Source organism: uncultured Sphingomonas sp. (assembly GCF_937871615.1).
In the GTDB taxonomy this organism is placed as follows: domain Bacteria; phylum Pseudomonadota; class Alphaproteobacteria; order Sphingomonadales; family Sphingomonadaceae; genus Sphingomonas.
Genome location: NZ_CALMPA010000023.1, coordinates 77,422 through 103,606 on the forward strand (window position 1 = coordinate 77,422; position 26,185 = coordinate 103,606).

Consider the following 26,185-nt stretch of genomic DNA (forward strand, 5'->3'; position numbering starts at 1 on the left):
AAAATGGGACCGCTGCGTTAATCGATCAGACAAGTCCTCTTGAGAACTGGCATATGAGCATCTGCACCGTGGATTCGAATCCCACCGCCCTGCCATTTGTCTGTTTTTGAATCTTCCTTCGACGAAGACTACCCCGCCTCCCTGCCGAAGCGACACTCAGCCTGGCTTAATGCGGAACGCTTGCGATCAAAAGCAGCGGTTGACACGGATCGGGACGGGCTATCTAATGGGAGCATGGGGAATGCGATCTCCCCACGAGGCGACAGGCTGAAGAATCGCGTCCTGCTTCTGTCGGAGGACGCGCTATGCCTATTCTCAATACGATCTCGTCGGATAAACTCGCTCGCCTGATCGGTATCCCGACCGGGCCGGTCATAATTGACGTTCGGCCCGAAGAAGAATTCGCTGCCGAACCGCTCCTGATCCCCGGAACGCTGCGGCGCTCTGCCACAGACATCGGCGTTTGGGCTGCCGGGTTCCGAGGACGTTCCACCGTAATCGTCTGCCGCGACGGTGGAGCATTGAGCCAAGGCGTCTCCGCCCGTCTCCGTCATGAAGGCATACTCGCCGAAGCATTGGAGGGCGGCGTTGCCGGTTGGGCTAATAGCGGCCTGCCGATGGTGCCGAATACAATATTGCCAACCCGCGATGCTGACGGTCGGACGGCTTGGGTAACCCGCGGGCGACCGAAGGTGGATCGGATCGCCTGCCCATGGCTCATTCGCCGTTTCGTCGATCCGCGCGCCATCTTCTTGTTCGTGGCGCCGTCCGAGGTGCAAGGCGTTGCCGAGCGCTTCGGCGCAGCCCCCTTCGACATTGAGGGCGAAGGAAGCGTCTGGAGCCATCGCGGCGAGGCTTGCACCTTCGACGTAATGATCGAGGCGTTCGGCCTTGGTGGTTATGCGCCGCTTGCGAGGCTTGCCCCGATCGTGCGCGGCGCGGACACCGGGCGGCCCGATCTCGTGCCGGAAGCCGCCGGTCTATTGGCCGCCTCACTCGGCCTGTCGCGGATGTATGCCGATGATCTGGAGCAGCTCGAAGCCGGAATGTTGCTCTATGACGCATTCTATCGCTGGTGCCGCGACGCCACCGACGAAACGCATAATTGGGTGTCGCATCAGCCAGCCAAGAGCCGGTCCAAGGTGCGGACATGAGCGGCGCTGTCACGAAACTGCCCGCAGACGGCAAAGCGACCGTGCCGGACCACGGCATTGCATTTGGTGAAGCCATCCGCGTTTGGGCGCGTGTCGCGTCGCTGAGCTTCGGCGGTCCTGCGGGGCAGATTGCGGTCATGCATCGCATCCTCGTGGACGAAAAGCGGTGGATCGGTGAGGAGCGGTTCCTCCACGCGCTCAACTATTGCATGTTGCTGCCCGGCCCCGAGGCGCAGCAGCTCGCCGCCTATATCGGCTGGCTGCTCCATAAGACCAAAGGCGGGCTGGTCGCCGGCGCATTGTTCGTGTTGCCGGGCTTTCTCTCCATTCTTGCGTTGAGCTACATTTATGTGCTGCTCGGCCACGCGCCGCTGATCGTCGGGCTGTTCTTCGGACTCAAGGCAGCTGTGCTGGCCGTGGTGATCGAAGCGGTGGTGCGGATCGGCAAGCGCGCGCTCAAGAACAACCTCATGCGCGGGATGGCGCTGGCGGCGTTTGTCGCGATCTTCTTTCTCGATGCGCCGTTCCCGTTGATCGTGCTGATGGCCGGGCTTGCGGGTTTCATCGGTGGCCGCGCCGGTCTTTCCGCTTTCAAGGTTGGCAGCGGCCATGCATCGACCGCAACGAACATCGTCCATGACCGCGACACCGCGCTTGGCGAGGGCTTGCCGGACCATGCCCGGCCCAATCTCGCGTGGTCGCTCAAAATCTCGGGAACGCTGCTGGTTCTATGGCTGGTGCCGATCGGGTTGCTATTCGCCTTTCTCGGCCCGAACGATGTGTTCACGCGCATCGCCAGCTTCTTCAGCCAGATGGCGATGGTGACGTTCGGCGGCGCTTATGCGGTGCTCGCCTATGTCGCGCAGGAAGCGGTCGGCACCTATGGCTGGCTAAAGCCCGGCGAAATGCTCGATGGTCTGGGCTTGGCCGAAACCACGCCCGGCCCGCTCATCATGGTGACGCAGTTCGTCGGCTTCCTTGCGGCTTTCCGCGAGGCAAACGGGCTGCCGCCGCTCGTTGCCGCCACGCTGGGCGCGATCCTCACCACATGGGTGACGTTCATTCCCTGCTTCTTGTGGATATTCGCCGGCGCCCCCTTCATCGAGCGTATGCGCGGCAATGCTGCACTCTCGGCCACGCTGAACGCGATCACCGCCGCCGTCGTCGGAGTGATCCTGAACCTTGCGCTCTGGTTCGCGATTCACACTCTGTTTGGACAAGTGACCCGAGTAGCCATCATAGGCCGTGGGTTCGATGTGCCGGCTCTGGCCTCATTGAATGTCCCCGCTCTGTTGCTCGCGACTGGCGCGGCGATCGCGGTTTTTCGGTTCAAGATCGGCATGATTCCGGTGCTGGGCACCTGCGCGGCGCTCGGCATAGCCTATGTCCTGATCGCATAGTCCCAAGAGGAGCATATCATGAAGCTGAATGCAGTAGCGGTTCTGTCAGGGGCTTTGGCATTGATTTCCCCGGCGCACGCGGCCCAGCCGTGGGAGCAGACGGTTGCCGCTGCGATCGGAAAGCACGGCGCGGAAATACCGGGCGGGGTTTATCGCATCGGCCTGCCGCGCAGCGATCTCAAGGTGACGCTTGACGGCGTGACCTTGAAGCCCGCGCTGGCACTCGGTTCGTGGCTTGCCTTCGCGCCCTACGGTACAGATCAGGTGATGGTGATGGGCGACCTCGTTCTCACCGATACCGAAGTGAAGCCAGTGATGGCGAAGCTGGTCGCCGGTGGCATCGAGATCACCGCGCTCCACAACCACCTGCTTCGCAACACGCCGCACACCATGTATATGCACATTTCCGGGCACGGTGATCCGGCGCAGTTGGCTAAGACCCTGCACGACGCGCTGGCGCTCAGCGGCACGCCGCTATCCGCTCCGCCAACAGCCAGCCCGCAGGTTCCCGAAACGATCGACCTCGATACCGCCGCGCTCGACCGGATCATGGAGCATAAGGGCAAGATCGGCGGTGGCGTTTATGCCTATGGCATCCCGCGTGCCGAAGCGCCGCGTGAGGGAGGCATGGCGCTTCCGCCCGCGATGGGATCGAGCGAGGCGATCAACTTCCAGCCGACCGGCGGCGGCAAGGCGGCGATCACCGGCGACTTCGTGCTGACCGCCGCCGAGGTCAATCCGGTGCTGCGCACCCTGCGCGCGAACGGCATCGAGGTGACGGCGCTGCACAATCACATGCTTGATGACGAGCCACGCCTGTTCTTCATGCACTTCTGGGCCAATGATGACGCGCAGAAGCTGGCGCGCGGTCTGGCCGCCGCGCTTGGTCAAGTGGCCGTAGCAGCGAACTGAGGCGGGGTTGTGAGCCGTTGGAAGGCATTGGCGGTGACGTTGCTCCTCGGGCTACCGGGGTGCAGTCAGGCGCAGCCGACCGATCCGTATTCGCCGCTGGTTCTGGAACGGACGATCGCGCTTCCCGATACCAAGGGACGCATCGATCATCTGGCGATCGACCTGGCGGACCATCGCCTGTTCGTCGCCGAGATCGCCAACGGCACCGTCGATGAGATCGACCTTCAGGCGGGTAAGGTCGTGGGGCGCATCACCGGCTTGCCCGAGCCGCAAGGTGTCGCCTGGCTCCCGAGACAACGGGAACTGGTTGTCGCCTGCGGCGATGGCTCGGTTCGCTTCTATGCTCCCGATCGTCGCGAATTGGCGCGGATCATTCTCGGCGACGATGCCGACAACGTGCGGGTCGATGAGCGCAACGGCCATGTGATCGTCGGCTATGGCAAGGGTGCGCTCGCGACGATCGATCCGTCCAGTCACAAGGTTCTCGCGCGGCTGACGCTGCCGGGACACCCCGAGGGCTTCCGCCTGTCCGGTCCGCGCGCTTACATCAACGTGCCTGGCGATGGCTCGGTCATCGCGGCCGACATCGACCAAGGACGGCAAATCGCACGCTGGACGACCGGTCTCCATCGGCTCAACTTCCCATTGGCGGTCGACCCTTCGGGCAAATCGATCACGATCGCCTATCGTCTGCCTGCCGCGTTGGCGACGATCGACACAGCGACTGGCCGCACCATGTCGATCCGATCCGCGTGTGGCGATGCCGACGACCTGTTCTTCGCGGGCAGCCGCATCCTGTTGGTGTGCGGTGCAGGTCATGTTGATGTGATGACGGCGGACGGAAGCCGCGAGCGCGTCCAGACCGCCGGTGGTGCGCGCACTGGCCTTTATGTGCCCGAACTGAACACGCTGTTCGTTGCGGTCCCCGCACGCGGCCATCCCGCCGCGATCTTGGCACTTAGGTTCAGCCTTCCAAAAGCCTGAAACCGAGCAGAGGCCGCGTCAGAGATATTTTGCCAGTTCACCGAGCTTGGCAAGTTCATCCCGCGCGGCCTTCGGCAGCGGCCCGACCACCCCCTCCAGATGATGCTCGATATGATCGCTCACTAGCAGCGTCTTGGTTTTGTCCAGCGCGGCGATCACGGCCTGCATCTGCTGGGCAATCTGCAAGCCATCGCGCCCTTCGGCGACCATCTGGACGATCTTGGCCAAATGCCCCTGTGCGCGCTTCAGGCGGTTCAGGAGATCAGGATTGGCGGCATGACTCATAAGATCGACTCCTCACATCATCGCGGCAGCGCCGCCCATCCGTGCAGTGCCACATAGAGGCCGACAACCATGATGACTGCACCCGAGGCATAAGGGGCCTTGCGGACAATCTCGCCGAAACCGCTCCAACGCTTTGAAACCTGTTTCACGCTGACCGCGGCGATTACACCGGACGTGACCATGGTGATGGCCAGACCGATGCTGAAGCACAACACCAGCACCGCGCCCAGCGCCACCCGCTGGAGTTGGAGACAAAGCAGTAGCACGGTGATCGCGCCGGGGCACGGGATCAGGCCGCCGGTCAATCCGAACAGGACAATTTGGCCAGTGGTGACATTGCGGTCGGTAAAGCGACGGCGGATGCCTTCCGCGTGCGCCATCTCGTCCGCATCAACGAAACCGCCGGTCGCGACTTCCAGTCCACGCGCTTCGCCCTCGCTCGGCTCAGCGTGATCGTGATCGTGATGATGTTCATGGCCGTGATGGTGGTCGCGCCCATGATCGTGATGATGCCCGTGGTCATGATGATGGTCATGATCGTGATGATAATGCTCGGTCGCGATTTGCTCGCGGCGCGTGCGCCACAGCATCCATGCGGCGATGACGACGATCAGGATACCCGAAGTAAGCTGGAAATAAGGTTCAGTGCTTTCGGCGTTGAGGCCGCCGAACAACCACATGCCGCCCAGCGCGACGACCCAGACCACCATTGTATGGGAGATTGTGGCGGACAGACCAAGCAGCACCGCTTGGCGCATCGTTCCGCGCACCGCGATGATGAAGGCCGCCATCATCGTCTTGGAATGGCCCGGTTCGAGGCCGTGCAGCGCGCCAAGAAGGATCGCGGTCGGGGCGAATAACCACGCATGGGCTACGCTTTGCTGGAGCAAGTCGGTGAGCGAGGCCATGAAACGTGCATTAGCAGTCGTTGCCTTAGTATCCTATCCCCTAGGATACGATTAGGCTAATTCAGCCATTACTCCTCCTCGCTCCTCCGTGAATCTGCGGGATCTCCCACCGTGAGGCAGCCCACAAATGCTAGTTCGCTCCCCTACGGCCAAGGTGGTCGTGATTGCATCGGCCCGGCTACGGAGAGCTAGGCGATCCTTTCGCCGTAAAACATCGCAAGATTCGCAAGGAAGGTTTTGGCGATATCCTTCTCGTCAAAGGTAGCCGCACGCCTGCTGCCCTCCACCTTGATCGCAATGGATTTGGCGTGTGCAATAGCCTCCATATCCTCGACCGACACATATCCCGCATCAAACTAGTAGTTTCGATCCACGCCTCCGCGCGGGAGGCGACCGGCGGCGGGGTCGTCGTCTGCCCCAGCGCATAGGTTTCGATCCACGCCTCCGCGCGGGAGGCGACGCAAAGAAACAACGGACCTTTTGGTTAAGACATTGTTTCGATCCACGCCTCCGCGCGGGAGGCGACCTGAAAGGGATAAACTTTAGGCCCTTCCGGCGGAAGTTTCGATCCACGCCTCCGCGCGGGAGGCGACTCCCCGCTCATTTCGGAGACAATTCGCGATGCTTGTTTCGATCCACGCCTCCGCGCGGGAGGCGACTCTAGCCTGTCAGTTGGATGAGCGAGGATCGACATGTTTCGATCCACGCCTCCGCGCGGGAGGCGACAACAGCGGCGTGCGCCCGTCGGCTCGGTCATATTCGTTTCGATCCACGCCTCCGCGCGGGAGGCGACTATATAGAGCCTGTTTTGCGCTGCTGTTGGCGCATGTTTCGATCCACGCCTCCGCGCGGGAGGCGACGCGTATCTTCGCCTCGATCACGTTATGATCGATGTTTCGATCCACGCCTCCGCGCGGGAGGCGACCGCTGGAGCCGTTCAAGTTCATCCGCCACACGGTGTTTCGATCCACGCCTCCGCGCGGGAGGCGACGGTATCTCTATTATACGCGCGAAGTATAGCCGCCGTTTCGATCCACGCCTCCGCGCGGGAGGCGACGGCTGCGCCCGCGCTGATCGATGCCTCCAGCCGAGGTTTCGATCCACGCCTCCGCGCGGGAGGCGACAGCAGCGTCACGAAGGTCGCTGGCGGCGCAGCATGGTTTCGATCCACGCCTCCGCGCGGGAGGCGACGCCAGCGCCACGGGGGCCAGCGACACAATCGCGCCGTTTCGATCCACGCCTCCGCGCGGGAGGCGACGTGCCATGACCTTCACGGCGACCGACGGGACCGTGTTTCGATCCACGCCTCCGCGCGGGAGGCGACATGTGCCCGCTGGACGTGCGCGTCATGGCCTGGGTGTTTCGATCCACGCCTCCGCGCGGGAGGCGACGGCGAAGCTGTGCGTGCCTATCTCACCGCTAAGGAGTTTCGATCCACGCCTCCGCGCGGGAGGCGACCACCGAGCGCGCCATTGAGATGAGGAGATCGCGGTTTCGATCCACGCCTCCGCGCGGGAGGCGACGTGCGTTCGGCTTCACTGCGAAGATACAGCACGGTTTCGATCCACGCCTCCGCGCGGGAGGCGACGATGCGGCGGCAGAGACGCGACGCCGGCAGCAGCTTGTTTCGATCCACGCCTCCGCGCGGGAGGCGACCGCGACGCCAAGGGCAAGTTCGTCAAATGCGTCACGTTTCGATCCACGCCTCCGCGCGGGAGGCGACGCTGCTGTCGATCATCTCGGCTGTCGAGGGCGAGGTTTCGATCCACGCCTCCGCGCGGGAGGCGACGCGGCCAGCGATGTCGCCGCATCGGTATGGTGGATGTTTCGATCCACGCCTCCGCGCGGGAGGCGACCCGCGCCCGTGCCGGGATATGCCCTGGCTGCGTCAGTTTCGATCCACGCCTCCGCGCGGGAGGCGACGCGAGACGATGATTGCTCCTGCCGGTATGCGTGCGTTTCGATCCACGCCTCCGCGCGGGAGGCGACGTAACTGCCTCCGTTATCAAAGACCGCCGTGGTGGTTTCGATCCACGCCTCCGCGCGGGAGGCGACTCCCGCGCTTTGTTTATAGGTGAGGAAGTGGAAGAGTTTCGATCCACGCCTCCGCGCGGGAGGCGACCGATGTAACGCAGCAATGCACGCTCGCAGATGGCGTTTCGATCCACGCCTCCGCGCGGGAGGCGACTCGATGGCTTCCATCGCAACAGGGTAGGAAAAGAGTTTCGATCCACGCCTCCGCGCGGGAGGCGACTTTATGCGTGTCGCGCGGCATCAGCTCCAGCGGGTTTCGATCCACGCCTCCGCGCGGGAGGCGACGATCGGCGGGGCCGGCTGCGTCGCGGCGTTGCGGTTTCGATCCACGCCTCCGCGCGGGAGGCGACCTTCATCTTCCTTGGCGTCCATCGCGGGACGCATGTTTCGATCCACGCCTCCGCGCGGGAGGCGACGCCTCCGCGCGGGAGGCGACCGTCGAATGTTCCGCGTTCGACCACGATCTGATCCGGCGGGAGGCGACGCCTCCGCGCGGGAGGCGACCGGGACGATCAGCCTCGGGGACCGTGCTGCTGATGCGGGAGGCGACGCCTCCGCGCGGGAGGCGACTAGAGTTCAATGATCGTCGCCGAATCGAGCGAGAGCGGGAGGCGACGCCTCCGCGCGGGAGGCGACAACTGGAAAGGATAAACCTTCGGCCCCTCCGGCGGCGGGAGGCGACGCCTCCGCGCGGGAGGCGACCGCCTATTGGGATCAGCTCCTCGAGATCGCCCGCGCGGGAGGCGACGCCTCCGCGCGGGAGGCGACGCGCGCCAATTTGCTCCGTAACTTATCCCTCGCCGGGAGGCGACGCCTCCGCGCGGGAGGCGACGGCGGGTCTTCTAAAACAATGAGAAAGAGCAGGAAATAAGCATCTTTGCGCGAACCTCCGCCATTTCGCGCAAACCACCCGAATCCTCGAAGCCAGCAAGTAACATAAGCGCCTATAACATATCACCTTTTCGCCAGCGCGAACCGGCCCGACGAAAGCGCACCATTCGGGGTTCGCGGGCTTCAGAAAACGAGTGGTCCGTCCAGATCCAGCGCGGGCTTGGCGCCGACATGTTCGACCCGCCGCTTGCCGTCCGCTCCCAGGCGATAAAAGCGCAGACTGTCTCGATTCTCGTCGATCTCGTCCAGCAGGTGCGCGCGCAGCTTTGCCCATTGGGCGGGATCGACTTCGCATTCGAACACCGAATTCTGGACGCGCTGCCCCAGATCCAGACAGGCTTTCGCAACCCGGCGCAATCGGCGGCGCCCCGCGGCATCCTGCGTATTCACATCATAAGTGACGAGGATCAGCATCCGTCATTTCCAGATGAACGGCGGATAACCATCAAGGTCGCCGCGCAGATGGCGCGAAAGAAGCAGGGCCTGGATGTGCGGCACCAACCCCATCGGCATCGTCTCGCCAAGGAAAGGATGGCGCAGATCCCGCTTCTTGCGCTCCTGCCAGGCGATGAGCACGGCCTTGCGGCCATCCTCCGTCAGCGATACCGCGCCGCCCTCGTCGATCGCAAAATCGCTGGCCTTGATCTGCCCGCGATTGATGAGCGTCAACGCCAGCCGGTCCGCGAGCACCGGGCGCAATTCCTCCATCAGGTCGAGCGCAAGACTGGCCCGGCCCGGTCGATCCGTGTGCAGAAAGCCAACCTGCGGATCGAAGCCGACGCTTTCCAGCGCCGATCGGCAATCATGGCCGAGCATCGCGTAAAGGAACGAAATCAAGGCATTGACCCGATCGAGCGGCGGGCGGCGCGATCGCCCGCGAAAGCTGAATGCGGTGCGATCCCCCTGGATCATCGCGTCGAACGCGCCGAAATAGGCCGTCGCCGCATCGCCTTCATGCCCGCGCAGGATGGCGATCTCGTCGGACGAAGCCGCGCGGCGCGCGATATGGCCGAGGCGGGTTTCCGCCGCTTCGAGCGTTGCGCGATCCGCTTCGCCCATCTTCCCGCCATGATCGCGCAACGCCCGGCGCAATACGGTGCGCTGGTTCGCTGCCTTGGCGGTGACGATGCCCCGCACGATCGGCACGGCGCGCGCGGGCTCGTCCGCTATCCGATATTGCGATCGTCGCAGCAGGACATTGCCGGTCCGTGGCCCCTCTACACGGGCCAGGAATTTGCCGTTGGGGGTGAGGAACGAAAGCGTGATACCGGCCTCGGCGCACGCCGCCATCAACGCGGGCGAAGCGCCGGGCCTGGCAAAACACACCACGCCGCCAATCATGTGAAGTGGCGCGCGGCCTCGTTCGGTCCCCTCCACTTCCACGATGATGTTGGCGCCGTCCTTGCGGAGCCAGGCATCCTCGCTGGTCACATATATCGTGTTGAGGTGGCGGCGCATCAGTCCCCGGTTCCCTCCGTTCGGTCGGCCAATTGCCCGGCCAGCCAGCGCTGCACCGCGGGCGGCTTCTCAAGCCGCTTCGGGCGGCATTGATCGGCAATGGAGCATCGCTTGCACGCCGGCATCATATGCGGCGGCGGCGTGACGTTACCGGCGATCATCGCCCGGACCTCGGCGGCGATCCGCGTGGTGAGCGCCCGAAGCTCCGCGTCGATCGCGACGATTTCCCGCTTGCGCGTCTGCGCATAATATAGCGCGCCTTCCGGCACAGGTTGTCCGAACATTTCCTCCAGGCACAATGCCTGCGCGCATAATTGCACTTCGTCCGCGCGATGCGCCTTGGGCCGACCGCGCTTGTATTCGACCGGATAGGGCGCGGGCGCGTCTCCGGAAAATTCGACGGCATCCGCCTTGCCCGCCAGCCCGTAGACGAGCGACCGCAGCACGATGCCGCGCACCGTGCGGACACCGCGCTTGCGGTCCGGCCGGCCACCGTCGACGCGCTCGTGCAGGATACGGCCTTCGGCGGTGGCGCCGTCCTCCTGCCAGATCCGCTCGACATGGATGAGCGCGCACTGGCGCGGGCAGAACAGATAATGCTGCAACGCCGACACCGGCACCAGCGCCTCCTCGGCAGCAGGGTCGAGTGGAGGCGAAAGAATCATTGTCTTCCTTCTACGTTCAAGACATACCAACCTTGATGATAGGGGAAATCTCGTGCGCAAACGTGGTTGGAAACTGAAAATTGCCGTCGGGTTCCTTCAAATCAAAATTGAATGGGAGCCGTTATAACTTCGCCATGAGCTAGGTTTTTGCCAAAACCTGATCGCGCCAAATGCTATGAGATTTTTGTCGCCTTCTTCACGAAGGCGTGGATTGAAACCTTCTTCGTTCCCAGATGGAAATAGGTGGGCTTCGTCAACACGAAGCCCGCTTATTCACCGTTCGATGATCTCCATTCCTTCCGGCACGCCCTCACGGTCGATCGTGACGGCGTAATCCTCCCATTTGCGGGCCGGCGGCCAGTTATCGGTGGCGGGGCTGCCGATCTCCTGCGCGGAACCCTGATGCACGCGATGCGTCTTGACCCGATCGAACAGGCTCTGCGCCTGTGCATTGCCGAGCGCGCTCTGGTGGCGAAACAGGATGAGCTTGCGGCTCGCCATCTCGCCGCGCGCGGCGGAGCGATCATGATCGAACATATTGCCCAGGGCCTGCCAGAGCAGTTCGAGATCGTCTTCCGAAAAGCCGGTGCCCTTGGCCGGATGCGAGGCGAGCGGCGCGGAGACATAGCCGTGTGCGCGATAGAGGCCATAAGGCACGATATGCTTGCGCCCCATCGTGCGACCGCCCTTGTCCTCCGCGTCCTTCTCGGTCGTCGCGGCCATGCGGGTGATCGAGATTTCGAGCGGCAGGATCGGCTCGACCGAGCGCGCGAAGCTGAACTGCACCGGCCCGCGCACCTGCCCCGCGTTGACGCCGGTGGACATCACCGCGCCGAAAGTGCGGACGTCCCAGAAATTGGCGCACATCCACGCCGTCAATTCGCGGGCCTTGGCTTCGTCCTTCGGGAGCTTCTTGAGATCCTCCGCCTTGGTCACCTCAGGCATCACCGCCGCCCACGCTTCCTTGTGGAGCAGGTTTAGCGTCGAGCCTTCCGTCATATAGATGCGATTGTCGGAGGCCAGCGCGACATAGTTGCGCACCTTGCGCTTCAGCGCCACGTCGGAAACCAGCCCCTGATTGGTCTCCGGATCGAGCCGCGGCATGTTGCCCGCATCGGGATCGCCATTGGGGTTGCCGTTCGTCACATCGAAATAAAGGACGAATTCGTATCGGTTGGTAACGGCGGTGCTCATTCTTCGTCCCCCTGATTGTCCGGGCTGTCGGGCATGTCGCCCATGCTCAGTTCTTCGCCCTTGTCGCTGGTCAGTTTCGTGGCGCGCTGGTGGTAATAGCCGATCGCGAACTCCCCCTGATCCCTGAGCCGCAATGAGCGCGGCCAGATCGCGGAGGCATCCGCGCCGGGTGTGAAGCGCCCGTTGATCTCCTCCAGTTCGCGCTCGATCAGCGCCGCCCAGCCCGGTTTCTCCTTACGCACCTTGGCAAGGTGCGGCTGGCCGCCACGGACGATCAGCGGAAACACGCTGGCGGGGGTCGCGGAGGCCGCACCGAAATATTTGTCGCGAATGCCGGCATTCACCCGACCAAGCGCGGAACGCTGAGCCAGTTCATAGACGGCGAACAGCCGCCCAAGCTGATAGCCCGCATTGTCATGATCCCGCTTCAAGCTCATGGGCACCCCCTTCCCTTTTCCCGATAGTCTGTGATCGCGTTGCAGCACGCCGCGGATCGCCGCCGCGTGCCAGCCGGAGGCCGCATTGTCGCCCGCGCGCAGCCGGATGATCGCGGCGGCCAGCAGGCTCTGCGGATAGGGCGCGCCGGTCAGCACCGCGCGCATCACCTCGCCAGCCAGCAGCGGCGGAATATTCTCGAACTTTTCCTGCAACGCGGTGGTGCGCGCCAGCAGCCGGTTGACCGAAGGCGCCACGCCCCACCCAAGCGGGGCGGGATCAATCTTCAGATCATGATGATGATCGGCCAGGCGATGCGCGAACTGATCGAGATCATCGCTCTGCCAATAGCGCACCGACAATCGCGCGGCGTTCGGCGACAGGCCGAGCACATGGAAGCGTGTTCCCGGCTCGATCGCGGGCCGCAATTCGGCGAGCGGACGCCCCTTCGCCAACCCGTCCAGCTCCGCGCGAACCTTATCCGCTTCCGCAGCATCACTGATATCGCCGCCCAGCAACGTGCCGATCCAGGCGTCCGCCGCTTCCGCCGCCTTCGCCTCGCTGGCATCGGCCCAGAACACCACGGTCGCGTCGCCGATCGGGCGGCGGATGCGGTTCGGCCCGTCACGCGTGAGGAGATGGTTGAGCGCCGTGCCGTAACGAAAGGCCGCCGCCTCGCTGGTCGGCGCGTTGGCCCCCTGCTCCTTGCCGAGCGAGGTGAAGGCATCGAGGTTGAAGGAAACCAATGGCACCTCCGCCGCAGCGGTGCCGGCAACGTTCTTAATCTTGGGATGGAGGCGAACAACAGGCCCTCTATCCCCGGTGACAAGACAAAACGCTTCCTCGGTCCCAGTATCCTCGGATGCGAGGCGAGCGATTATTTCCTTGGCCACCGGGCGCTGATGAATGAAGCGTTGCTCCGAATCCAACCGGAACGCTACATTTTGATCCAGAAATTCGGCATTGAAACGCGGCTCCATGAACTGATCGGACGCCCATGTCTCCACGAAGTTGCGTAGAGCCAGCAGGCCCTCGTCATCCGTATCTTTCAGAATATCCAGATGATTTTCGCGAAAAGCGGCGTGATCTCGAACAACCTTATCGCCCGCCTTTTTGCTAACGCCGAGTGCGTATCCCGTATTATCCCACAGAAAAAATGGAGTTGACCCTGAACCTGATCGTCCGAACCATTTTGGAACCAATTCGGATTTTGGTTTATATTTCTTACCCGTTAGCTCCACCCATCTCTCAACATCAACGATCTCTCCATTACGCGCCAGCACGATCACAAACCCGATAGGTTCTATACTCCAACCCGGCTCCGCCACGCCTTCGAGCCGGTGATAATAACTGTCGAGCGCCTGAAGGATGGTCATCCCATCACCTCGTCCGATCCGAACGGCGGCACCTCGATCACGCCACCTTCCATCTTCGCCCGGAAGAAGCGCGATTCGTTGCCGTTGGCGAAATCTATGTCGTGCAGCATCCAGCCGAAATCGGCCTTGCGCTTGTCCTCCGCCAGTTCGCACCGCGGCAGCGCCTCGCCCTCCCCGATCAGCGCGAACTCCGCATCGAACTCGCGCGTGCCGAGACACGGGCGATGGAAACACTGCCCCTGCGCCGCCCGGCGATTGAACATCGAGATATGCTTGGCGGTGCTGTCTTCCGGCCCGGCCCTGCCGGTCAGCGAAAAATGCGCCTCGATCACATAAGCGACATCGACCAGCACCAGTGCCGCGCGCTGCTGGCGGTTTTCATCGACGGCGATGCCCAATCCTTCCGTGGTGCCCCGGTTCATCGCGCTGCGGGCGTTGGCCGCGCTCGCCTTGAGGCCCACCTCGTTGCGGCGAATGGACTGGAAACGGATCGGTTTCAGCACATGGATGCGATCGACATGCCAGCGGATCGCCGGCTTCCAGTGGATCGCTTCGAGTATGCCCCGCGCGGCGGAAGGCGTAATCACGTCATAGCTGACGCGTTCCACCTTCATCTCCGGCCGGGTGAAGCACGCACGCTCCCCCCAGACATGCAATCGAACGCCCATCCATGATTCTCCCCTGCGGCACTTGTTCCACAGGCGTTCTCATGAAATCAAGCCACCCTGTTGATCCGGATCGGATATTTCACAACAGGTTGCTCTCGCTCGATCGCCATGTCGGATCGTCCAGCCTTAGGCCCAGCGCGTCATCGTAAAGCGAGGGGCTTTCCAGCACGACGAAGCGATCGCCATAAACTTCCTGCCGGATCGCCTGCACCGCGCCGCTCCCCAGCATCGCGGCGCGCGTCTTGGCGGGAATGGGCACGATATATTGCTGCAATTTGCGCTGCACGCCCGCCGGCGGCGGATCGACGTGGCGCAACGTGGCGATGGCGGCGCGCGCTTCATCGTCCCATGGCACGATCACCGGGTCCATCACATCGTCGATCATGCGGAAGGCCGCCGCGATCCGCGCGAACGGGAAGCCCAAACCGGGCGCGCTGTTGCGGATCGCCGGGACGATCGGGAACGGCACGCCATCGGGCAATGTCGCCTTGTCCAGCGCATCATGCCCCTGCTGCCAATACAGCCAGCGATAATATTCCCGCACCGCATCCAGGCCGAGCACATCCTCCACATCGCCGCGCAACACGTTCTTCGCGGCCTGATAAAAGGGCTGGATCATGTCCGGCACGGGCTTGCGGCCCTCCACCGCCTCCGGCTCGAACACCACAGCGCGCCCGAGTTCGGCCAATTCCCCATTGCGATTGCATCGCCCTGCGGCCTGCGCGATGCTGGAAATCCCCGCCGCCGCGCGCCACACCTCGGGGAAGCTGATATCCACGCCGGCCTCGATCAGGCTGGTCGCGATCAGCCGCACCGGGTGGCCCTGTGCCAGATCCGCGCGCGCCCTGGCGAGAACGGCGCGGCGATGGCGGGCGCACATCAATGTCGTCAGATGGATCGCGCCGGGCTGATCGCGGATCGCCTCGAACAGATCGCGGGCATGGGCGCGGCTGTTGACGATGCACAGCATCTGCGGCTGTTCGGCGAAGCGCGCGGCGATCCGGGCGTCGCTCACGGGCTCGCGCAGCCATTCCACGTTCACGCGCCGGAGCTGCCGATAGAGCGCCTGCGGATCGGGCGCGAGTTCGCGGTCTTCGGGGATATGCAGCCCCTCGATCTTGCCCGCGCCTGTTTTCGGCAACGCGCCGTCCTGCGTGCGCAGCGCCGGCTGGGTGGCGGTGCACAGGATCACCGTGGCGCCATAATTGCGGGCGAGTTCGTCGATCGCGGCCATGCACGGGCGCAGCAGCTTGACCGGGATGGATTGCGCTTCATCGAGGATGATGACGCTCTTTGCCAGATTGTGCAGCTTGCGCGCCTTGCTCGTGCGCGCGGCGAACAGGCTTTCGAAGAATTGCACCGCCGTGGTGACGACGATCGGCGCATCCCAATTCTCCGCATCGCGGCGCAGCTTGGCGAGGCCCGAGGCGCCCTCCCCCTCGTCGTCATTCCCGCTGCCTGGCACGCGCTGATCCCAATCGAAGCTGGAATGATGCTCAAGCACCGCGTCGCCAAGCCCCACCTCCTCGCGAAACACCTGCGCAGTCTGCTCGATGATCGAAGTAAACGGTATCACATAGATGATCCGGCGCAGATCGTGCGCCAGCGCATGTTCCATCGCGAAGCTCAGCGATGTCAGCGTCTTGCCACCGCCGGTCGGCACGGTGAGGGTGAACAGGCCCGGCTCCAGCGACGCCTTGGCGTTGGCATGGTCGAGGATCGCCGAGCGCAGCCGGTTGACCGGCGTATCGTCGCGCCGGTGCCGCGCCATATGCGCGCGCACGATATCGCGGTGCCGTGGCTCCAGAGCCCCGCCCCGCTCCGGCGGCTGCTCGTCGCGCGAACGGGCGTAGAAAGCCTCGGTTTCACGGAAATCCGCATCGACCAGGCACGAAAACAACATGCGGACGAGGAAGCTCGCCGAAAAGGCGCCGTCGATGCAATTCGCTTTCGGCGGCGTGGAGCCTTGAGTCAGCGCCTTCGTCGTCGGCAGCCCATCGACATGATCGCGCCACGCGCCATAATCCTCGATCGTCTTGCCCAGGCGGCCCTGCAAACTTCCGGATTCATGCCCCGCGCCGTCGGCGAGGCCGGCGTGATGCCCGGCGATGCCGAACGCCATGATCCGCCCGATCCCATTGCCATAAGCGGCGATCGCTTCCTTTGCGCCCGCGGTGCTGTGATCGGGGCCTTTGGGGCCGCCGGAGTCGCGCGGCCTGCGGATGTATGTCTGGTAGGCGGTCGCGCTTTTGCCGATGTCGTGAAGCAATCCCATCGCCAGCGCGATCGTCGAACAACCGAAGGGCGCCGCGAACTTGGCGGCTCCCCCGCCTACCGCCGAGAGGTGATGCGCAAGCGGCTCCCAATATTCCTCGGCTTTTCCCTCCACCGAATGCGCGAATATCTCCATGCCGCGATCTCCCCCGGAGCCTGCCTAGCCGAACGTCGCGTTTGCTGTGAAGGGTATCAGCCGGGGTTCAACGGGAAGCGCAGCACCGCCCGCAGGCCCGGCAAGGCATCCTCGATCGCCAGCCCCCCGCCATGCGCCCGCGCGATCGCGTCGACGAGGTTGAGGCCAAGGCCGTGCCCGGCGGCGGACCGGCTGCGATCCAGCCGCACGAAGCGTTCGACGATCCGTGCGCGATCGTCCGCCGGCACACCCGGCCCATCATCCTCCACCGCGAGCCGGGCGAATCCGCCATCCGCGCGCAGCGTCAGCCGGATCATGGTGCCCGGCGGTGTGTGTGCCTGCGCATTGTCGAGCAGATTGGCCAATGCCTGCGCGATCAGCTCGCGATCGCCGGCCACGCATATTCCGGTCGCGATATCGCACCGCAAATGGCGCCCGCCATCCGCGATGGCGGGGGCGTAGCTGTCGATCAGATCCTCCGCTAGTTCGCTGAGGTCGACCGGCGCGAAGCCTTGGCGCACGTCGCCGGTATCGACATCGACGATCCGCAATATCCCGCCAAACAGCGCGAGCAGCGCGTCGCTCTGCCGCACCGCCTGGGCGATCGCCGCCTCCCGCGCGGCCTGATCGCCTTGCGCCAGCGCCGCCTCCAGCCCGCCGCGCAGCCGGGCGAGCGGCGTACGAAGATCGTGCGCCACGTCCGCCGAGACCTGCCTGAGGTTATCGAGCAGCCCGGCGATCCGATCGAGCATCAGGTTGAGCACCCGCCCGAGCTGATCGAATTCGTCGCCCCGTGCGGAAACGGGCACGCGCCGGCGCATATCCCCCGCCATGATCGCCCGCGCGGCGCCGCTGATCCGTTCGAGCCGCCGCCTGAGATAGCCGCCCAGCAGCACGGCCCCTGCCGCGCCGATCAGCAGCACCAGCACGAACGCCCCCGCGAACAGCGAGAGGATCACCCGGTCGATCCGCTCCAGCGCCTGCGAATCTATCCCCACGACGAGGATGTGATCGCGATCCAGCGCGCTCGTCAGCACGCGCGCGCTGTCCACCCCCTCGACGGGATCGCGAAACCTCACATTGGAATAGCCAGATCGCGGCAGCTTCAGATCGAAATCCCCCGCCAGCCGCCGCCCGTTCGCATCGAACAGCGCGTAACCGAAGGTGACGACGCCGTTGGTCGCGCCTCGGTGCCGGATCGTTTCCGCCACCCCCGCCAGCCCCTGCCGGCGGTAATCCTGCACCAATGCCGCCTTCGCCTCGGCCAGCGCCAGATCCTGCTGCCCGCGAAAGGCGCGGTCCGCCGCGAAATACACCAGCGCGCCAAGCAGCGCGACCGCCACCGCGAGCGCGCCGGTATAGATGAAGGCGATCCGGTATGCGGCGCTGCGGCGCCAGTCAGTCATCGCCGCGCATCCGGTAGCCGATCCCGCGCAGCGTCTCGATCGGATCGCTGTCGAACCCGTCGTTCAGCTTGCCGCGCATCCTGCTCAGATGGCTTTCGACGATGTTGGTCTGCGGATCGAAATGAAATCCCCAGATCGCCTCAAGCAGCATCGTCCGCGTCACGATCCGCCCGGCGTTGCGCATCAATTGTTCGAGTATCCCGAATTCGCGCGGCTGCAACCGCACCTCGCGCCCGCCACGCCGCACCTCGCGCCGCAGCAGATCGAGCGTCACATCGCCCGCGCTGAACCGCGTCGGCGGATCGGCGAGCGGCGGGCGGCGCAGCAGCGCGCCGACCCGCGCGGAAAGCTCGGCGAGCGCAAACGGCTTGACCAGATAATCATCCGCCCCCGCGCCCAGCCCCGCCACGCGATCGCCGATGCTTCCCAGCGCGGTGAGCATGATAACCGGGGTCTTGACGCCGTCCGCCCGCCAGCGCCGCACCACCTCCAGCCCGTCCAGCCCCGGCAGCATCCGGTCGACGATCGCCAGATCGAACGCCCCGGCGGCGGCGGCAAGCGCCGCATCGCCGCGCGCGATCGTTTCGACCCTATAGCCCGCCTCGCCCAGCCCATGCGCGACCAGCGCGGCGGTATCGGCATCATCCTCGGCGAGCAGCACGCGCATTTCTTGCCCCGTCAGTTCACTCTCTGCCGTCATCACCAGAACATGAAACGTGCCCGGAATCGCCGACGGTGCAAACGGTCTTTCGCGCAACATTGGGATAATACAATGTCCGTTTCCCACCGCCCCACTCTATTGAGGCTCGATGATCGTCGCGCGGTTGCGAATGCGGGAAGCGAAATGACGGGCGACCGGCCCGGCCTGCGGCATATCGGTCGCGCGGGGTTGTTCGCCTCGCTCCTTGCCGGATGCGCGCATTATCAGCCCGCCCCGCTCGCCGATCGCCCCGCGTTGGTCAGCGATATGCGCGCGCTGCCCGGCATTCCCGCCGGGCCGCTGTCGGTCGCCGATATCGTCTCGCTCGCCATCGCGCGCGATCCCGATCTTGTCGCGGCGCGCGCGAAGCGCGGCGTGGCGGAAGCGCAACTGGTGCAGGCTGGCGTGCTGCCCAATCCGTCGCTCACCGGCGCGTTCCTTCCGCTCGTGTCCGGCGCCGGCACGGCGCCCGCATGGAATTTCGGGCTGGCGCAGGATCTGAAGGCGCTGCTCACCTACAAGCCCAGAATGCGCGGCGCACGCGACGCCGCCGGCCAGGTCCGCGCCGATCTGCTGTGGCAGGAATGGCAGGTCGCCGGGCGCGCGCGGCAACTGGCGACTGACATCATCGAGCGCGAACGATCGCGCGCGTTGCTCGATGAGGCCGCAACCCTGCTGCGCCACCGTTACGATACGACACAGCGTGCGCTCGCCGCCGGCAATGTGACGTTGATGACCGCCGCGCCAAGCGCGCTCGGCTATCAGCAGGCGCGCGCCAATCTGCAGGCGCTCGATCAGCAGCAGTTGCAGGATCGCCACCGGCTCAACGCGCTGCTCGGCCTCGCGCCCGAAGTGATCGTGCCGCTCAGCCCCACCCCGGATATCGCCCCGCTCGATATCGCGGCGGCGCGCGCCAGCCTCCCCTCGCTCCCCGATCGCCGGCCGGATCTGCTCGCGCTCCGCTTCGGCTATGCCGCGCAGGATGAGGCGCTGCGCGCGGCGATCCTGGCGCAATTCCCCGATTTCATCCTGGGCGGCAGCGCATCGAGCGACAACAGCAAGGTGGTGAACGCCGGCCCCACGCTCCAGATCGGCGTGCCGCTGTTCGATCGCAATCAGGGCAATGTCGCGATCGCCCGCGCCACCCGCGAACAGCTTCGCGCGGAATATGCCGCGCGGCTCGATGCCACCACTGGCGAAATCGGCGCGCTGCTGGCCGAGATGGAGCAGCTTCGCGCGCAACTCGCCACGGTAACGCGCGATCTCCCCGCCGCCCGCGCAGCGGCGGCGCGCGCCAGCCTCGCCTTCGGCGCATCCGCGCTTGAGGAGCGCGCCTATGTCGATCTCGTCACCAATCGTTTCGCCAAGGAACAGGAAGTGTTCACGCTACAACTGGCTTTGCTGGATAGGCAGATCGCGATCGAGGCGTTGCTCGGCATCGGGCTGCCGGGGATCGACCCGCGCGATCTGCCCGATCCCGGCACGAAGGGCGCGGCGCGATGAGGCGCGCGATTCCGCTGCTGGCGCTGGCACTCTGCGGGTGCGGCGCATCAGCGCCGGCGGACGAGGCGGGCCGATCGACCACGCTCGTCTCCACCATGCGGGTTGAGCGGCACAGCCTGCCGCGCGTTATCGAAGGCTATGGGCAGGCAACCCCTGCGGCGAACGGCGTGACGACGCTCAGCATCCAGCAACCCGGACAGGTCGTGGCGATCCCCGCCGTCGCGGGCGCGCAGGTCGCGGCGGGCCAGCCGGTGATCGTGTTCGTGGTCGCGCCTTCCGCACGAAGCAGTTTCTCGCAAGCGCAAGCCGCCGTGAAAGCCGCCGAATCGCAACGCGCGACCACCGCGCAGCTCGTCACCCAGCAGCTCGCCACGCGAGATCAGCTCGTGCAGGCGGAAAAGGCGCTGGCCGACGCCCGCGTCGCGCTTGCCGCGCTGGTGAAGGAAGGGGCCGGCGCGGCGACCATCACGCTGCGCGCGCCCTTCGCCGGGGTGGTCAGCACCATTCCCGTCGCCCCCGGCGATCGCACCCAGCCGGGGCAGGCGCTGGCAACGGTGGCGCGCGCCGGATCGCTGATCGTGACGGTGGGGGTCGATCCTTCACACCGCAGCGAATTGCGCGTCGGGGCGCCCGCATCGCTGGCGCGGCTCGATGGGGGCGCTGCGGTCAGCGGCCATGTCCAGCGCGTCGATGCGATGCTCAATCCGCGCACGCGGCTGGTCGATGTCGATATCGCCTACCCCGCTGGCGCGATCCTTTCCGGCGAGGCGACGCGGGTGAAAATCGAAACCTCGCGCGCAGAGGGCTGGCTCGTCCCGCACCGCGCGGTGGTGATCGACAGCGACGGCAAGGCCAATGTGTTCCAGCTCGTCGCGGGCAAGGCGAAGGCGGTGCCGGTAACGGTCGAGGTGGCGCGCCCCGACAATGATCTCGTCGGCGGCAGTCTCGATCCGCGCGCGCCGCTGATCGTCGATGGCGCCTATCAACTCGCGGACGGCGACGCAGTGCGGGTCGCGCGACCGCGATGAACTATGCCACGCTGCTCCAGCGACAGTCGCGCGCCTTCCTGACGATCGCCATCGCGCTGGCGATCGCGGGCATCGTCGCCGCTTTTTCCTTGCCGGTCGGGCTGTTTCCGCAGGTTTCCTTCCCGCGCGTGGTGGTCGATATCGACGCCGGATCGCGCCCGGCGGACCAGACCGCGCTGATCGTCACCACCCCGGTCGAACAGGCGCTGCGCGCGGTGCAGGGCGTGCGCAGTGTGCGCTCCGAAACGACGCGCGGATCGGCGCAGATCTCCGTTGATTTCGGCTGGGGCCGCGACATGGTGGCAAGCACCCTGCTGATCGAGGGGGCGATGTCCCGCGCGCTCGGATCGCTTCCGCCGGGCACGACATACAACGTCCGCCGGATGGACCCGACGGTCTTCCCGATCCTTTCCTATGCGCTCGAATCGGATGGGACGACGCCGGCGCGGCTCAGGGATTTCGCGCGCTATCAGATCGTGCCGTTGCTGAGCGGCATCCCCGGCCTCGCGCGCGTCGACGTGCAGGGCGGGGAGACGGCGGAAATCGAAGTGCTGGCGGATCCCGCGCGCCTCGCCGCGCACGGCCTTGCGATAAGCGACCTTTCCGCCGCGATCGCCAACGGCAACGTGCTGAGCGCGGTCGGCCGGGTGCAGGATCGCGGGCGGCTGTCGCTGGTCATCGCGGATCGCACCCTGCCCGGCGCGACGGCGATCGGCGATGTGGTGGTGAAGGCCGATCCGGCGGGGGTGGTGCGCGTGCGCGATGTCGCCACCGTCCAGCAGGGCGTGATGCCGCAATGGCTGCGCGTCAGCGAGGATGGGCGCCCGGCGGTGTTGCTCAACATCTTCGAGCAGCCCGATGGCAATGCCGTGCAGATCGCGCGCGCCGTGGAGCAGAAGCTGGCCCATGCGAAGCTGCCGCCCGGCACGCGGCTCGTCTGCTGGTACGATCAGAGCGAGCTGGTCACCGCATCCGCCGCGAGCGTGCGCGACGCGGTGCTGATCGGCCTCGCCCTCGCCGCGCTCGTCCTGCTCCTGTTCCTCAAAAGCTGGCGGATCACCTTGGTCGCCGCGATCGTGGTTCCGGCGACGCTGGCGACGACCGTGCTGGTGCTCACGATCTGCGGCATGAGCTTCAACATCATGACGCTGGGCGGGATCGCCGCCGCGGTCGGGCTGCTGATCGACGACGTGATCGTGATGGTCGAACATATCGTGCGCCGCGCCGGCACGGCGGGCGGCGGCAAGGGCGCGGTGCTGCCCGCCGCGCGCGAATTCATGACGCCGCTGACCGGATCGAGCCTCGCCACGCTGATCGTGTTCCTGCCGCTCTCCTTCCTCACCGGGGTGACGGGCGCGTTCTCCAAGGCGCTGTCGGTGACGATGGCGGCGGCGCTGGCGATTTCATGGGCGATGACCGCCTTCGTCGTCCCCGCGCTCACCGCGCGGCTGGTCGATTTCGACAAGCTGCGCGATCCCGCCGCTGCCGGCGCGGGGCGGCTCTCGCACTGGCACGATGCCGCGCTCGATCGCCTGCGCGCGCGGCCCTGGCTGCTCGCCGCGATCGGGGCGCCGCTGCTGATCCTCGGCTATCTCGGCTATGCGAACGTGCCGACCGGCTTCATGCCCAAAGTCGACGAGGGCGGGTTCGTCATGGATTATTACACGCCCCCCGGCACCTCGCTCGACGAAACCGAACGGCGGATGGCGCAGGTCGATGCGCTGCTGCGCGCCGATGCCGACGTGCTGACCTTCTCGCGCCGGCTCGGCACCGGGCTGGGCGGCGATCTCGGGCAGAGCTATCACGGCGACTATTTCGTCCGCCTGAAGCCCGATCATGCCCGCGCCACCGAGGAGGTCGCCGCCGCCATCGCCGCGCAGATCGCCGCGCAGGTGCCCGGCGTGCAGCTAGAGGTCGCGCAACTCATGGAGGATCTGATCGGCGATCTGACGGCGGTGCCGCAGCCGATCGAGATCAAGCTGTTCGCATCCGATCCCGCGATCCTGACCGGCGAGGCGCGCAAGGTCGCCGCCGCGATCGGCAAGGTTTCCGGCGTGATCGAGGTGAAGGACGGCGTGCGACTGGCAGGCGATGCGATCGACGTGCGCATCGACCCGATCCGCGCCGCGTTCGAAGGTGTAACGCCCGCCGAGGTGCAGAACGCGATCGACGCCGCGCTCAACGGCACGGTCGCCACCACCCTCCCCCAGCCGACCAAGACGATCAACGTCCGCGTCCGGCTGCCCGAGGCCTTGTCGATCACCCGCGAGGGGTTGGCGTACCTGCCGATCCGCGCGGGCGACGGGCATGTCTTCGCGCTGTCGCGGGTCGCCGATCTCCGGCTCGTCACCGGCCAGCCGCAGATCGCGCGCGAGAATCTGGAGCCGATGGTCGCGGTGACCGGGCGGATCGAGGGGCGCGGGCTGGGCGCGACGATCGCGGATATCACCGGCGCGCTGGCCCAACCGGGGCTGCTCGCGCCGGGCGTCCGCTATGAACTGGGCGGGCTATATCAGCAGCAGCAGATCGCCTTCGCCGGGCTGACGCGGGTGTTCTTCGCCGCGCTGATCGCGGAGTTCATCCTGTTGCTGGTGCTCTATCGCCGGTTCGCCACCCCGCTCATCATCATCGCCTGTTCGCTGCTGTCGACCACCGCGGTGTTCACCGCTTTGTGGCTGACCGGCGTTGATCTCAACATCACCGCGCTGATGGGGATGACGATGATTATCGGCATCGGCACCGAAATGGCGATCTTCTACGTCAGCGAATATGAGGAACTGGCGCGCCACATGCCGCATCGCGCCGCCGCGCGCGAGGCGAGCCGCAATCGCCTGCGCCCGATCACGATGACGACGCTGGCCGCGATCCTGACGCTCCTGCCGCTGGCGCTGTCGATCGGGCGAGGTGCGGGCATCCAGCAACCGCTGGCGATCGCGATCATCGCCGGCCTGTTGCTGCAATATCCGCTGGTGCTGCTGGCGATGCCGGTGCTGATCGGCGCGGCCCGGAGAAGAACGACCGACGCCGGTTGAAGCCGGGCGCCCTACATCTTCATCGTCATGATCGCCGCCGCGGTCTCGATCGCGTTCCACAGATTCTGGATGCGGACATTCTCGTCCTCGGCGTGCTGGTTGTTGTCGTAATTGGCCGATCCGACCGAAATCAGCGGAACGCCGAAATTCTGCTCGATCATGAACAGCGGCAGGCTGCCCCCCGATGTCGGCAGCGCCACCGCCGGTTGACCATCCAGCGCGCCGAGCGCCGAAACGATCGCTCGCCCGATCGGCGCGTCCATCGGCGTGCGCACCGCGTTATAGCCGCCCTCGCGGCGATTGACGCGAACGATCGCGGGATAGCGCGCGCGCTCCGCCTCGGTCGGCTCCGCCTCGGTCACGTGAAAGCCTTGGGCGGCGATATGCGCGATCACCTTGTTCACCTGCTTCCGGTCGTCCGCGCCCTTGGCCAGCCGCATGTCGATCGTCGCGGCGGCGGTCGCTGGGATCACGTTGCGGGCATTGGCGCCCACATCGGCGCTCATCAGCCCGTCGACATTGAGCGAGGTGCGCATCAGGCTGTCGAGCAGCCCGTCGCCGCCTTCCGATGCGGCGATGCCCAGTTCGCTCATCACCGCCTTGTCCGAATCCGGCGCGGCGGCGATCGCGGCGCGCTCCGCCGCGCCCACCGGCGCATCGTCATCGTAAAAGCCCTTCACCAGCACGCGCCCCTTGTCGTCCTTCATCGAGGCGAGCAATCGCGAGAGCATCATCGCCGGATTGGGGGACCAATTGCCGTAATGGCCGCTGTGCAGCGGGCGGCGCGCGCCATAGACGGTCAGGTCCATCCCGGTCACCCCGCGCACGCCGAACACCACCTGGCGCCGCCCGGATTGATGCGCCGGGCCATCGAAGATCACCCAGCCGTCCGACACCAGCAGCGCCTTGTTGCGCGAAAGGATATCGCCAAGGTGCGGCGATCCGGCCTCCTCCTCGCCTTCGAACACGATCTTGACGTTCATCGCGGGCAGGCGCTTTTCCGCCTTCAGCGCATCCACGGCGGTGAGCAGCGCGATCACGCCGAGCTTGTCGTCGGAGGTGGAGCGCGCATAGAGCCGCCATTCCGGGTCGATCTTCTCGCCCGCGACGGGCATCGGCAGGATGGTGCCGCCCGCTTCCATCGCGTGGGTGCGCAATGTCGGCTGCCACGGCGGCGACGCGGCCCATTTCGCGGCCACCGTGGGCTGGCCGTCATAATGGGCGTAGAGCACGATCGTCTTCTTCGCGCCCGGCACCTTCCATTCGCCATAGACGACCGGCGGCACCTTGGGATCGCCGCCCTCCAGCAGCCGGGGCGCGAGGCCGCGCCTCTCCATCATCGCCATCAGCGCCTCGGCATTGCGCCGGATATTGGGCGTGTCCGCCGCGACATTGGGGATCGCCAGCAGATCGACGAATTCGCCCAGGATCCTGTGCTCGTTCGCAACGCGGTAATCGCGCACCCCGGCAAATGCCGGCATCGCGATGGTGGACGCCATCAACACGCCCCAGGCCACAAACCGCATCGCCATCCCCCGATTATCTGAACCGCCCGAACCCTAATTGGAAATGTCGCGGTTCGGCAACAAGCTTGCGTGCTTCGCAACCGGAGGGATTCTCGCGGAAACTGACGGGCGTGAAGCCCGCGAGCGGATTTCGCATGGCGGCTCGTGCCAGCCGCTACGCCTAGGGCCAATCAACATTCAGGTCAGGTCGAGCCGAAAATGGTGGTTTCTCGTGAC

20 protein-coding genes and 1 CRISPR repeat array are annotated in these 26,185 nt (G+C 65.5%); of the genes, 7 read left to right on the plus strand and 13 right to left on the minus strand.

Going from position 1 to position 26,185, the window contains the following annotated elements; all coding sequences use genetic code 11:
• Positions 1-692: 692 nt before the first annotated feature.
• Genes Q0316_RS19710 through Q0316_RS06630 form a run of 4 tightly spaced genes read left to right on the plus strand, consistent with a single transcriptional unit; the run spans position 693 to position 4,450 of the window.
• Positions 693-1,154 (plus strand): chromate resistance protein ChrB domain-containing protein, encoded by a 462-nt coding sequence (locus tag Q0316_RS19710; protein ID WP_367179649.1) that lies wholly within the window; start codon positions 693-695, stop codon positions 1,152-1,154.
• The gene (gene chrA, locus Q0316_RS06620; RefSeq protein WP_298670749.1) at positions 1,151-2,554 is read left to right on the plus strand and encodes a chromate efflux transporter; all 1,404 of its coding nucleotides are present in this window, start codon (positions 1,151-1,153) and stop codon (positions 2,552-2,554) included. The genes Q0316_RS19710 and chrA overlap by 4 nt, the downstream gene beginning before the upstream one ends.
• Before the next feature lie 18 nt (positions 2,555-2,572).
• Positions 2,573-3,466 (plus strand): DUF1259 domain-containing protein, encoded by an 894-nt coding sequence (locus tag Q0316_RS06625; RefSeq protein ID WP_298670750.1) that lies wholly within the window; start codon positions 2,573-2,575, stop codon positions 3,464-3,466.
• Between the two features lie 9 nt (positions 3,467-3,475).
• Complete coding sequence (locus tag Q0316_RS06630) at positions 3,476-4,450, plus strand: hypothetical protein (RefSeq protein ID WP_298670751.1); 975 nt, start codon at positions 3,476-3,478, stop codon at positions 4,448-4,450.
• An 18-nt stretch (positions 4,451-4,468) separates the two neighbouring features.
• On the opposite strand, the gene Q0316_RS06635 is transcribed toward Q0316_RS06630, so the two are convergent.
• The 12 genes from Q0316_RS06635 to Q0316_RS06690 form a co-directional block, all read right to left on the minus strand.
• Complete coding sequence (locus Q0316_RS06635) at positions 4,469-4,735, minus strand: metal-sensing transcriptional repressor (protein ID WP_298670752.1); 267 nt, start codon at positions 4,733-4,735, stop codon at positions 4,469-4,471.
• Positions 4,736-4,752: 17 nt separating this feature from the next.
• Positions 4,753-5,643: a nickel/cobalt efflux transporter gene (locus Q0316_RS06640; protein ID WP_298670753.1), complete on the minus strand. Its 891-nt coding sequence runs from the start codon at positions 5,641-5,643 to the stop codon at positions 4,753-4,755.
• Positions 5,644-5,831: 188 nt separating this feature from the next.
• Positions 5,832-5,984: a hypothetical protein gene (locus tag Q0316_RS06645; RefSeq protein ID WP_298670754.1), complete on the minus strand. Its 153-nt coding sequence runs from the start codon at positions 5,982-5,984 to the stop codon at positions 5,832-5,834.
• Between the two features lie 21 nt (positions 5,985-6,005).
• A CRISPR array of direct repeats spans positions 6,006-8,509; the repeat unit is 22 nt; unit sequence ACGCCTCCGCGCGGGAGGCGAC.
• Positions 8,510-8,691: 182 nt separating this feature from the next.
• Positions 8,692-8,982: a CRISPR-associated endonuclease Cas2 gene (gene cas2, locus Q0316_RS06650; RefSeq protein ID WP_298670755.1), complete on the minus strand. Its 291-nt coding sequence runs from the start codon at positions 8,980-8,982 to the stop codon at positions 8,692-8,694.
• 3 nt (positions 8,983-8,985) lie between these two features.
• Positions 8,986-10,026 carry a type I-C CRISPR-associated endonuclease Cas1c gene (gene cas1c / locus Q0316_RS06655; protein WP_298670756.1) on the minus strand — a complete coding sequence of 347 codons (1,041 nt, stop codon included), beginning with the start codon at positions 10,024-10,026 and terminating at the stop codon, positions 8,986-8,988.
• Complete coding sequence (gene cas4, locus Q0316_RS06660) at positions 10,026-10,691, minus strand: CRISPR-associated protein Cas4 (protein WP_298670757.1); 666 nt, start codon at positions 10,689-10,691, stop codon at positions 10,026-10,028. Before cas4 ends, cas1c begins: the two co-directional genes overlap by 1 nt.
• Positions 10,692-10,964: 273 nt before the next feature.
• Complete coding sequence (gene cas7c / locus Q0316_RS06665; protein ID WP_298670758.1) at positions 10,965-11,885, minus strand: type I-C CRISPR-associated protein Cas7/Csd2; 921 nt, start codon at positions 11,883-11,885, stop codon at positions 10,965-10,967.
• A complete protein-coding gene (cas8c, locus tag Q0316_RS06670; RefSeq protein WP_298670759.1) occupies positions 11,882-13,696 on the minus strand; it encodes a type I-C CRISPR-associated protein Cas8c/Csd1 in 1,815 nt (604 codons plus the stop codon). The genes cas7c and cas8c overlap by 4 nt, the downstream gene beginning before the upstream one ends.
• Positions 13,693-14,364 (minus strand): type I-C CRISPR-associated protein Cas5c, encoded by a 672-nt coding sequence (gene cas5c / locus Q0316_RS06675; protein ID WP_298670760.1) that lies wholly within the window; start codon positions 14,362-14,364, stop codon positions 13,693-13,695. Before cas5c ends, cas8c begins: the two co-directional genes overlap by 4 nt.
• Before the next feature lie 79 nt (positions 14,365-14,443).
• A complete protein-coding gene (locus Q0316_RS06680; RefSeq protein ID WP_298670761.1) occupies positions 14,444-16,774 on the minus strand; it encodes a CRISPR-associated endonuclease Cas3'' in 2,331 nt (776 codons plus the stop codon).
• Between the two features lie 56 nt (positions 16,775-16,830).
• The gene (locus Q0316_RS06685) at positions 16,831-18,180 is read right to left on the minus strand and encodes a HAMP domain-containing sensor histidine kinase (RefSeq protein ID WP_298670762.1); all 1,350 of its coding nucleotides are present in this window, start codon (positions 18,178-18,180) and stop codon (positions 16,831-16,833) included.
• Positions 18,173-18,847: a response regulator transcription factor gene (locus Q0316_RS06690; RefSeq protein WP_298670903.1), complete on the minus strand. Its 675-nt coding sequence runs from the start codon at positions 18,845-18,847 to the stop codon at positions 18,173-18,175. The genes Q0316_RS06685 and Q0316_RS06690 overlap by 8 nt, the downstream gene beginning before the upstream one ends.
• A gap of 177 nt (positions 18,848-19,024) precedes the next feature.
• Here Q0316_RS06690 and Q0316_RS06695 point away from each other — a divergent pair, with 177 nt between their 5' ends.
• The 3 genes from Q0316_RS06695 to Q0316_RS06705 are packed head-to-tail and all read left to right on the plus strand — an operon-like array spanning position 19,025 to position 24,443.
• Entirely contained in the window at positions 19,025-20,383 is a 1,359-nt protein-coding gene (locus Q0316_RS06695; RefSeq protein WP_298670763.1) for a TolC family protein, read from the plus strand.
• Positions 20,380-21,411 carry an efflux RND transporter periplasmic adaptor subunit gene (locus Q0316_RS06700; RefSeq protein WP_298670764.1) on the plus strand — a complete coding sequence of 344 codons (1,032 nt, stop codon included), beginning with the start codon at positions 20,380-20,382 and terminating at the stop codon, positions 21,409-21,411. The genes Q0316_RS06695 and Q0316_RS06700 overlap by 4 nt, the downstream gene beginning before the upstream one ends.
• On the plus strand, positions 21,408-24,443 hold the full coding sequence (locus Q0316_RS06705; protein ID WP_298670765.1) for an efflux RND transporter permease subunit: 3,036 nt from the start codon (positions 21,408-21,410) through the stop codon (positions 24,441-24,443). Before Q0316_RS06700 ends, Q0316_RS06705 begins: the two co-directional genes overlap by 4 nt.
• An 11-nt stretch (positions 24,444-24,454) precedes the next feature.
• Here the strand turns inward: Q0316_RS06705 and Q0316_RS06710 are convergent, their stop codons facing one another.
• Entirely contained in the window at positions 24,455-25,975 is a 1,521-nt protein-coding gene (locus Q0316_RS06710) for a M20/M25/M40 family metallo-hydrolase (protein ID WP_298670766.1), read from the minus strand.
• Between the last annotated feature and the right edge of the window lie 210 nt (positions 25,976-26,185).

What these genes read in the sequence shown, in the direction of transcription:
- cas4 (WP_298670757.1), bottom strand. Translation starts at nt 10,691, where the DNA reads ATGATTCTTTCGCCTCCACTCGACCCTGCTGCCGAGGAGGCGCTGGTG.
- Q0316_RS06700 (WP_298670764.1), top strand. Translation starts at nt 20,380, where the DNA reads ATGAGGCGCGCGATTCCGCTGCTGGCGCTGGCACTCTGCGGGTGCGGC.
- Q0316_RS06690 (WP_298670903.1), bottom strand. Translation starts at nt 18,847, where the DNA reads ATGCGCGTGCTGCTCGCCGAGGATGATGCCGATACCGCCGCGCTGGTC.
- Q0316_RS06705 (WP_298670765.1), top strand. Translation starts at nt 21,408, where the DNA reads ATGAACTATGCCACGCTGCTCCAGCGACAGTCGCGCGCCTTCCTGACG.
- Q0316_RS06625 (WP_298670750.1), top strand. Translation starts at nt 2,573, where the DNA reads ATGAAGCTGAATGCAGTAGCGGTTCTGTCAGGGGCTTTGGCATTGATT.
- Q0316_RS06635 (WP_298670752.1), bottom strand. Translation starts at nt 4,735, where the DNA reads ATGAGTCATGCCGCCAATCCTGATCTCCTGAACCGCCTGAAGCGCGCA.
- Q0316_RS06685 (WP_298670762.1), bottom strand. Translation starts at nt 18,180, where the DNA reads ATGACTGACTGGCGCCGCAGCGCCGCATACCGGATCGCCTTCATCTAT.
- cas2 (WP_298670755.1), bottom strand. Translation starts at nt 8,982, where the DNA reads ATGCTGATCCTCGTCACTTATGATGTGAATACGCAGGATGCCGCGGGG.
- Q0316_RS06710 (WP_298670766.1), bottom strand. Translation starts at nt 25,975, where the DNA reads ATGGCGATGCGGTTTGTGGCCTGGGGCGTGTTGATGGCGTCCACCATC.
- Q0316_RS06680 (WP_298670761.1), bottom strand. Translation starts at nt 16,774, where the DNA reads ATGGAGATATTCGCGCATTCGGTGGAGGGAAAAGCCGAGGAATATTGG.
- chrA (WP_298670749.1), top strand. Translation starts at nt 1,151, where the DNA reads ATGAGCGGCGCTGTCACGAAACTGCCCGCAGACGGCAAAGCGACCGTG.
- Q0316_RS06640 (WP_298670753.1), bottom strand. Translation starts at nt 5,643, where the DNA reads ATGGCCTCGCTCACCGACTTGCTCCAGCAAAGCGTAGCCCATGCGTGG.
- Q0316_RS06695 (WP_298670763.1), top strand. Translation starts at nt 19,025, where the DNA reads ATGACGGGCGACCGGCCCGGCCTGCGGCATATCGGTCGCGCGGGGTTG.
- cas5c (WP_298670760.1), bottom strand. Translation starts at nt 14,364, where the DNA reads ATGGGCGTTCGATTGCATGTCTGGGGGGAGCGTGCGTGCTTCACCCGG.
- cas8c (WP_298670759.1), bottom strand. Translation starts at nt 13,696, where the DNA reads ATGACCATCCTTCAGGCGCTCGACAGTTATTATCACCGGCTCGAAGGC.
- cas1c (WP_298670756.1), bottom strand. Translation starts at nt 10,026, where the DNA reads ATGCGCCGCCACCTCAACACGATATATGTGACCAGCGAGGATGCCTGG.
- cas7c (WP_298670758.1), bottom strand. Translation starts at nt 11,885, where the DNA reads ATGAGCACCGCCGTTACCAACCGATACGAATTCGTCCTTTATTTCGAT.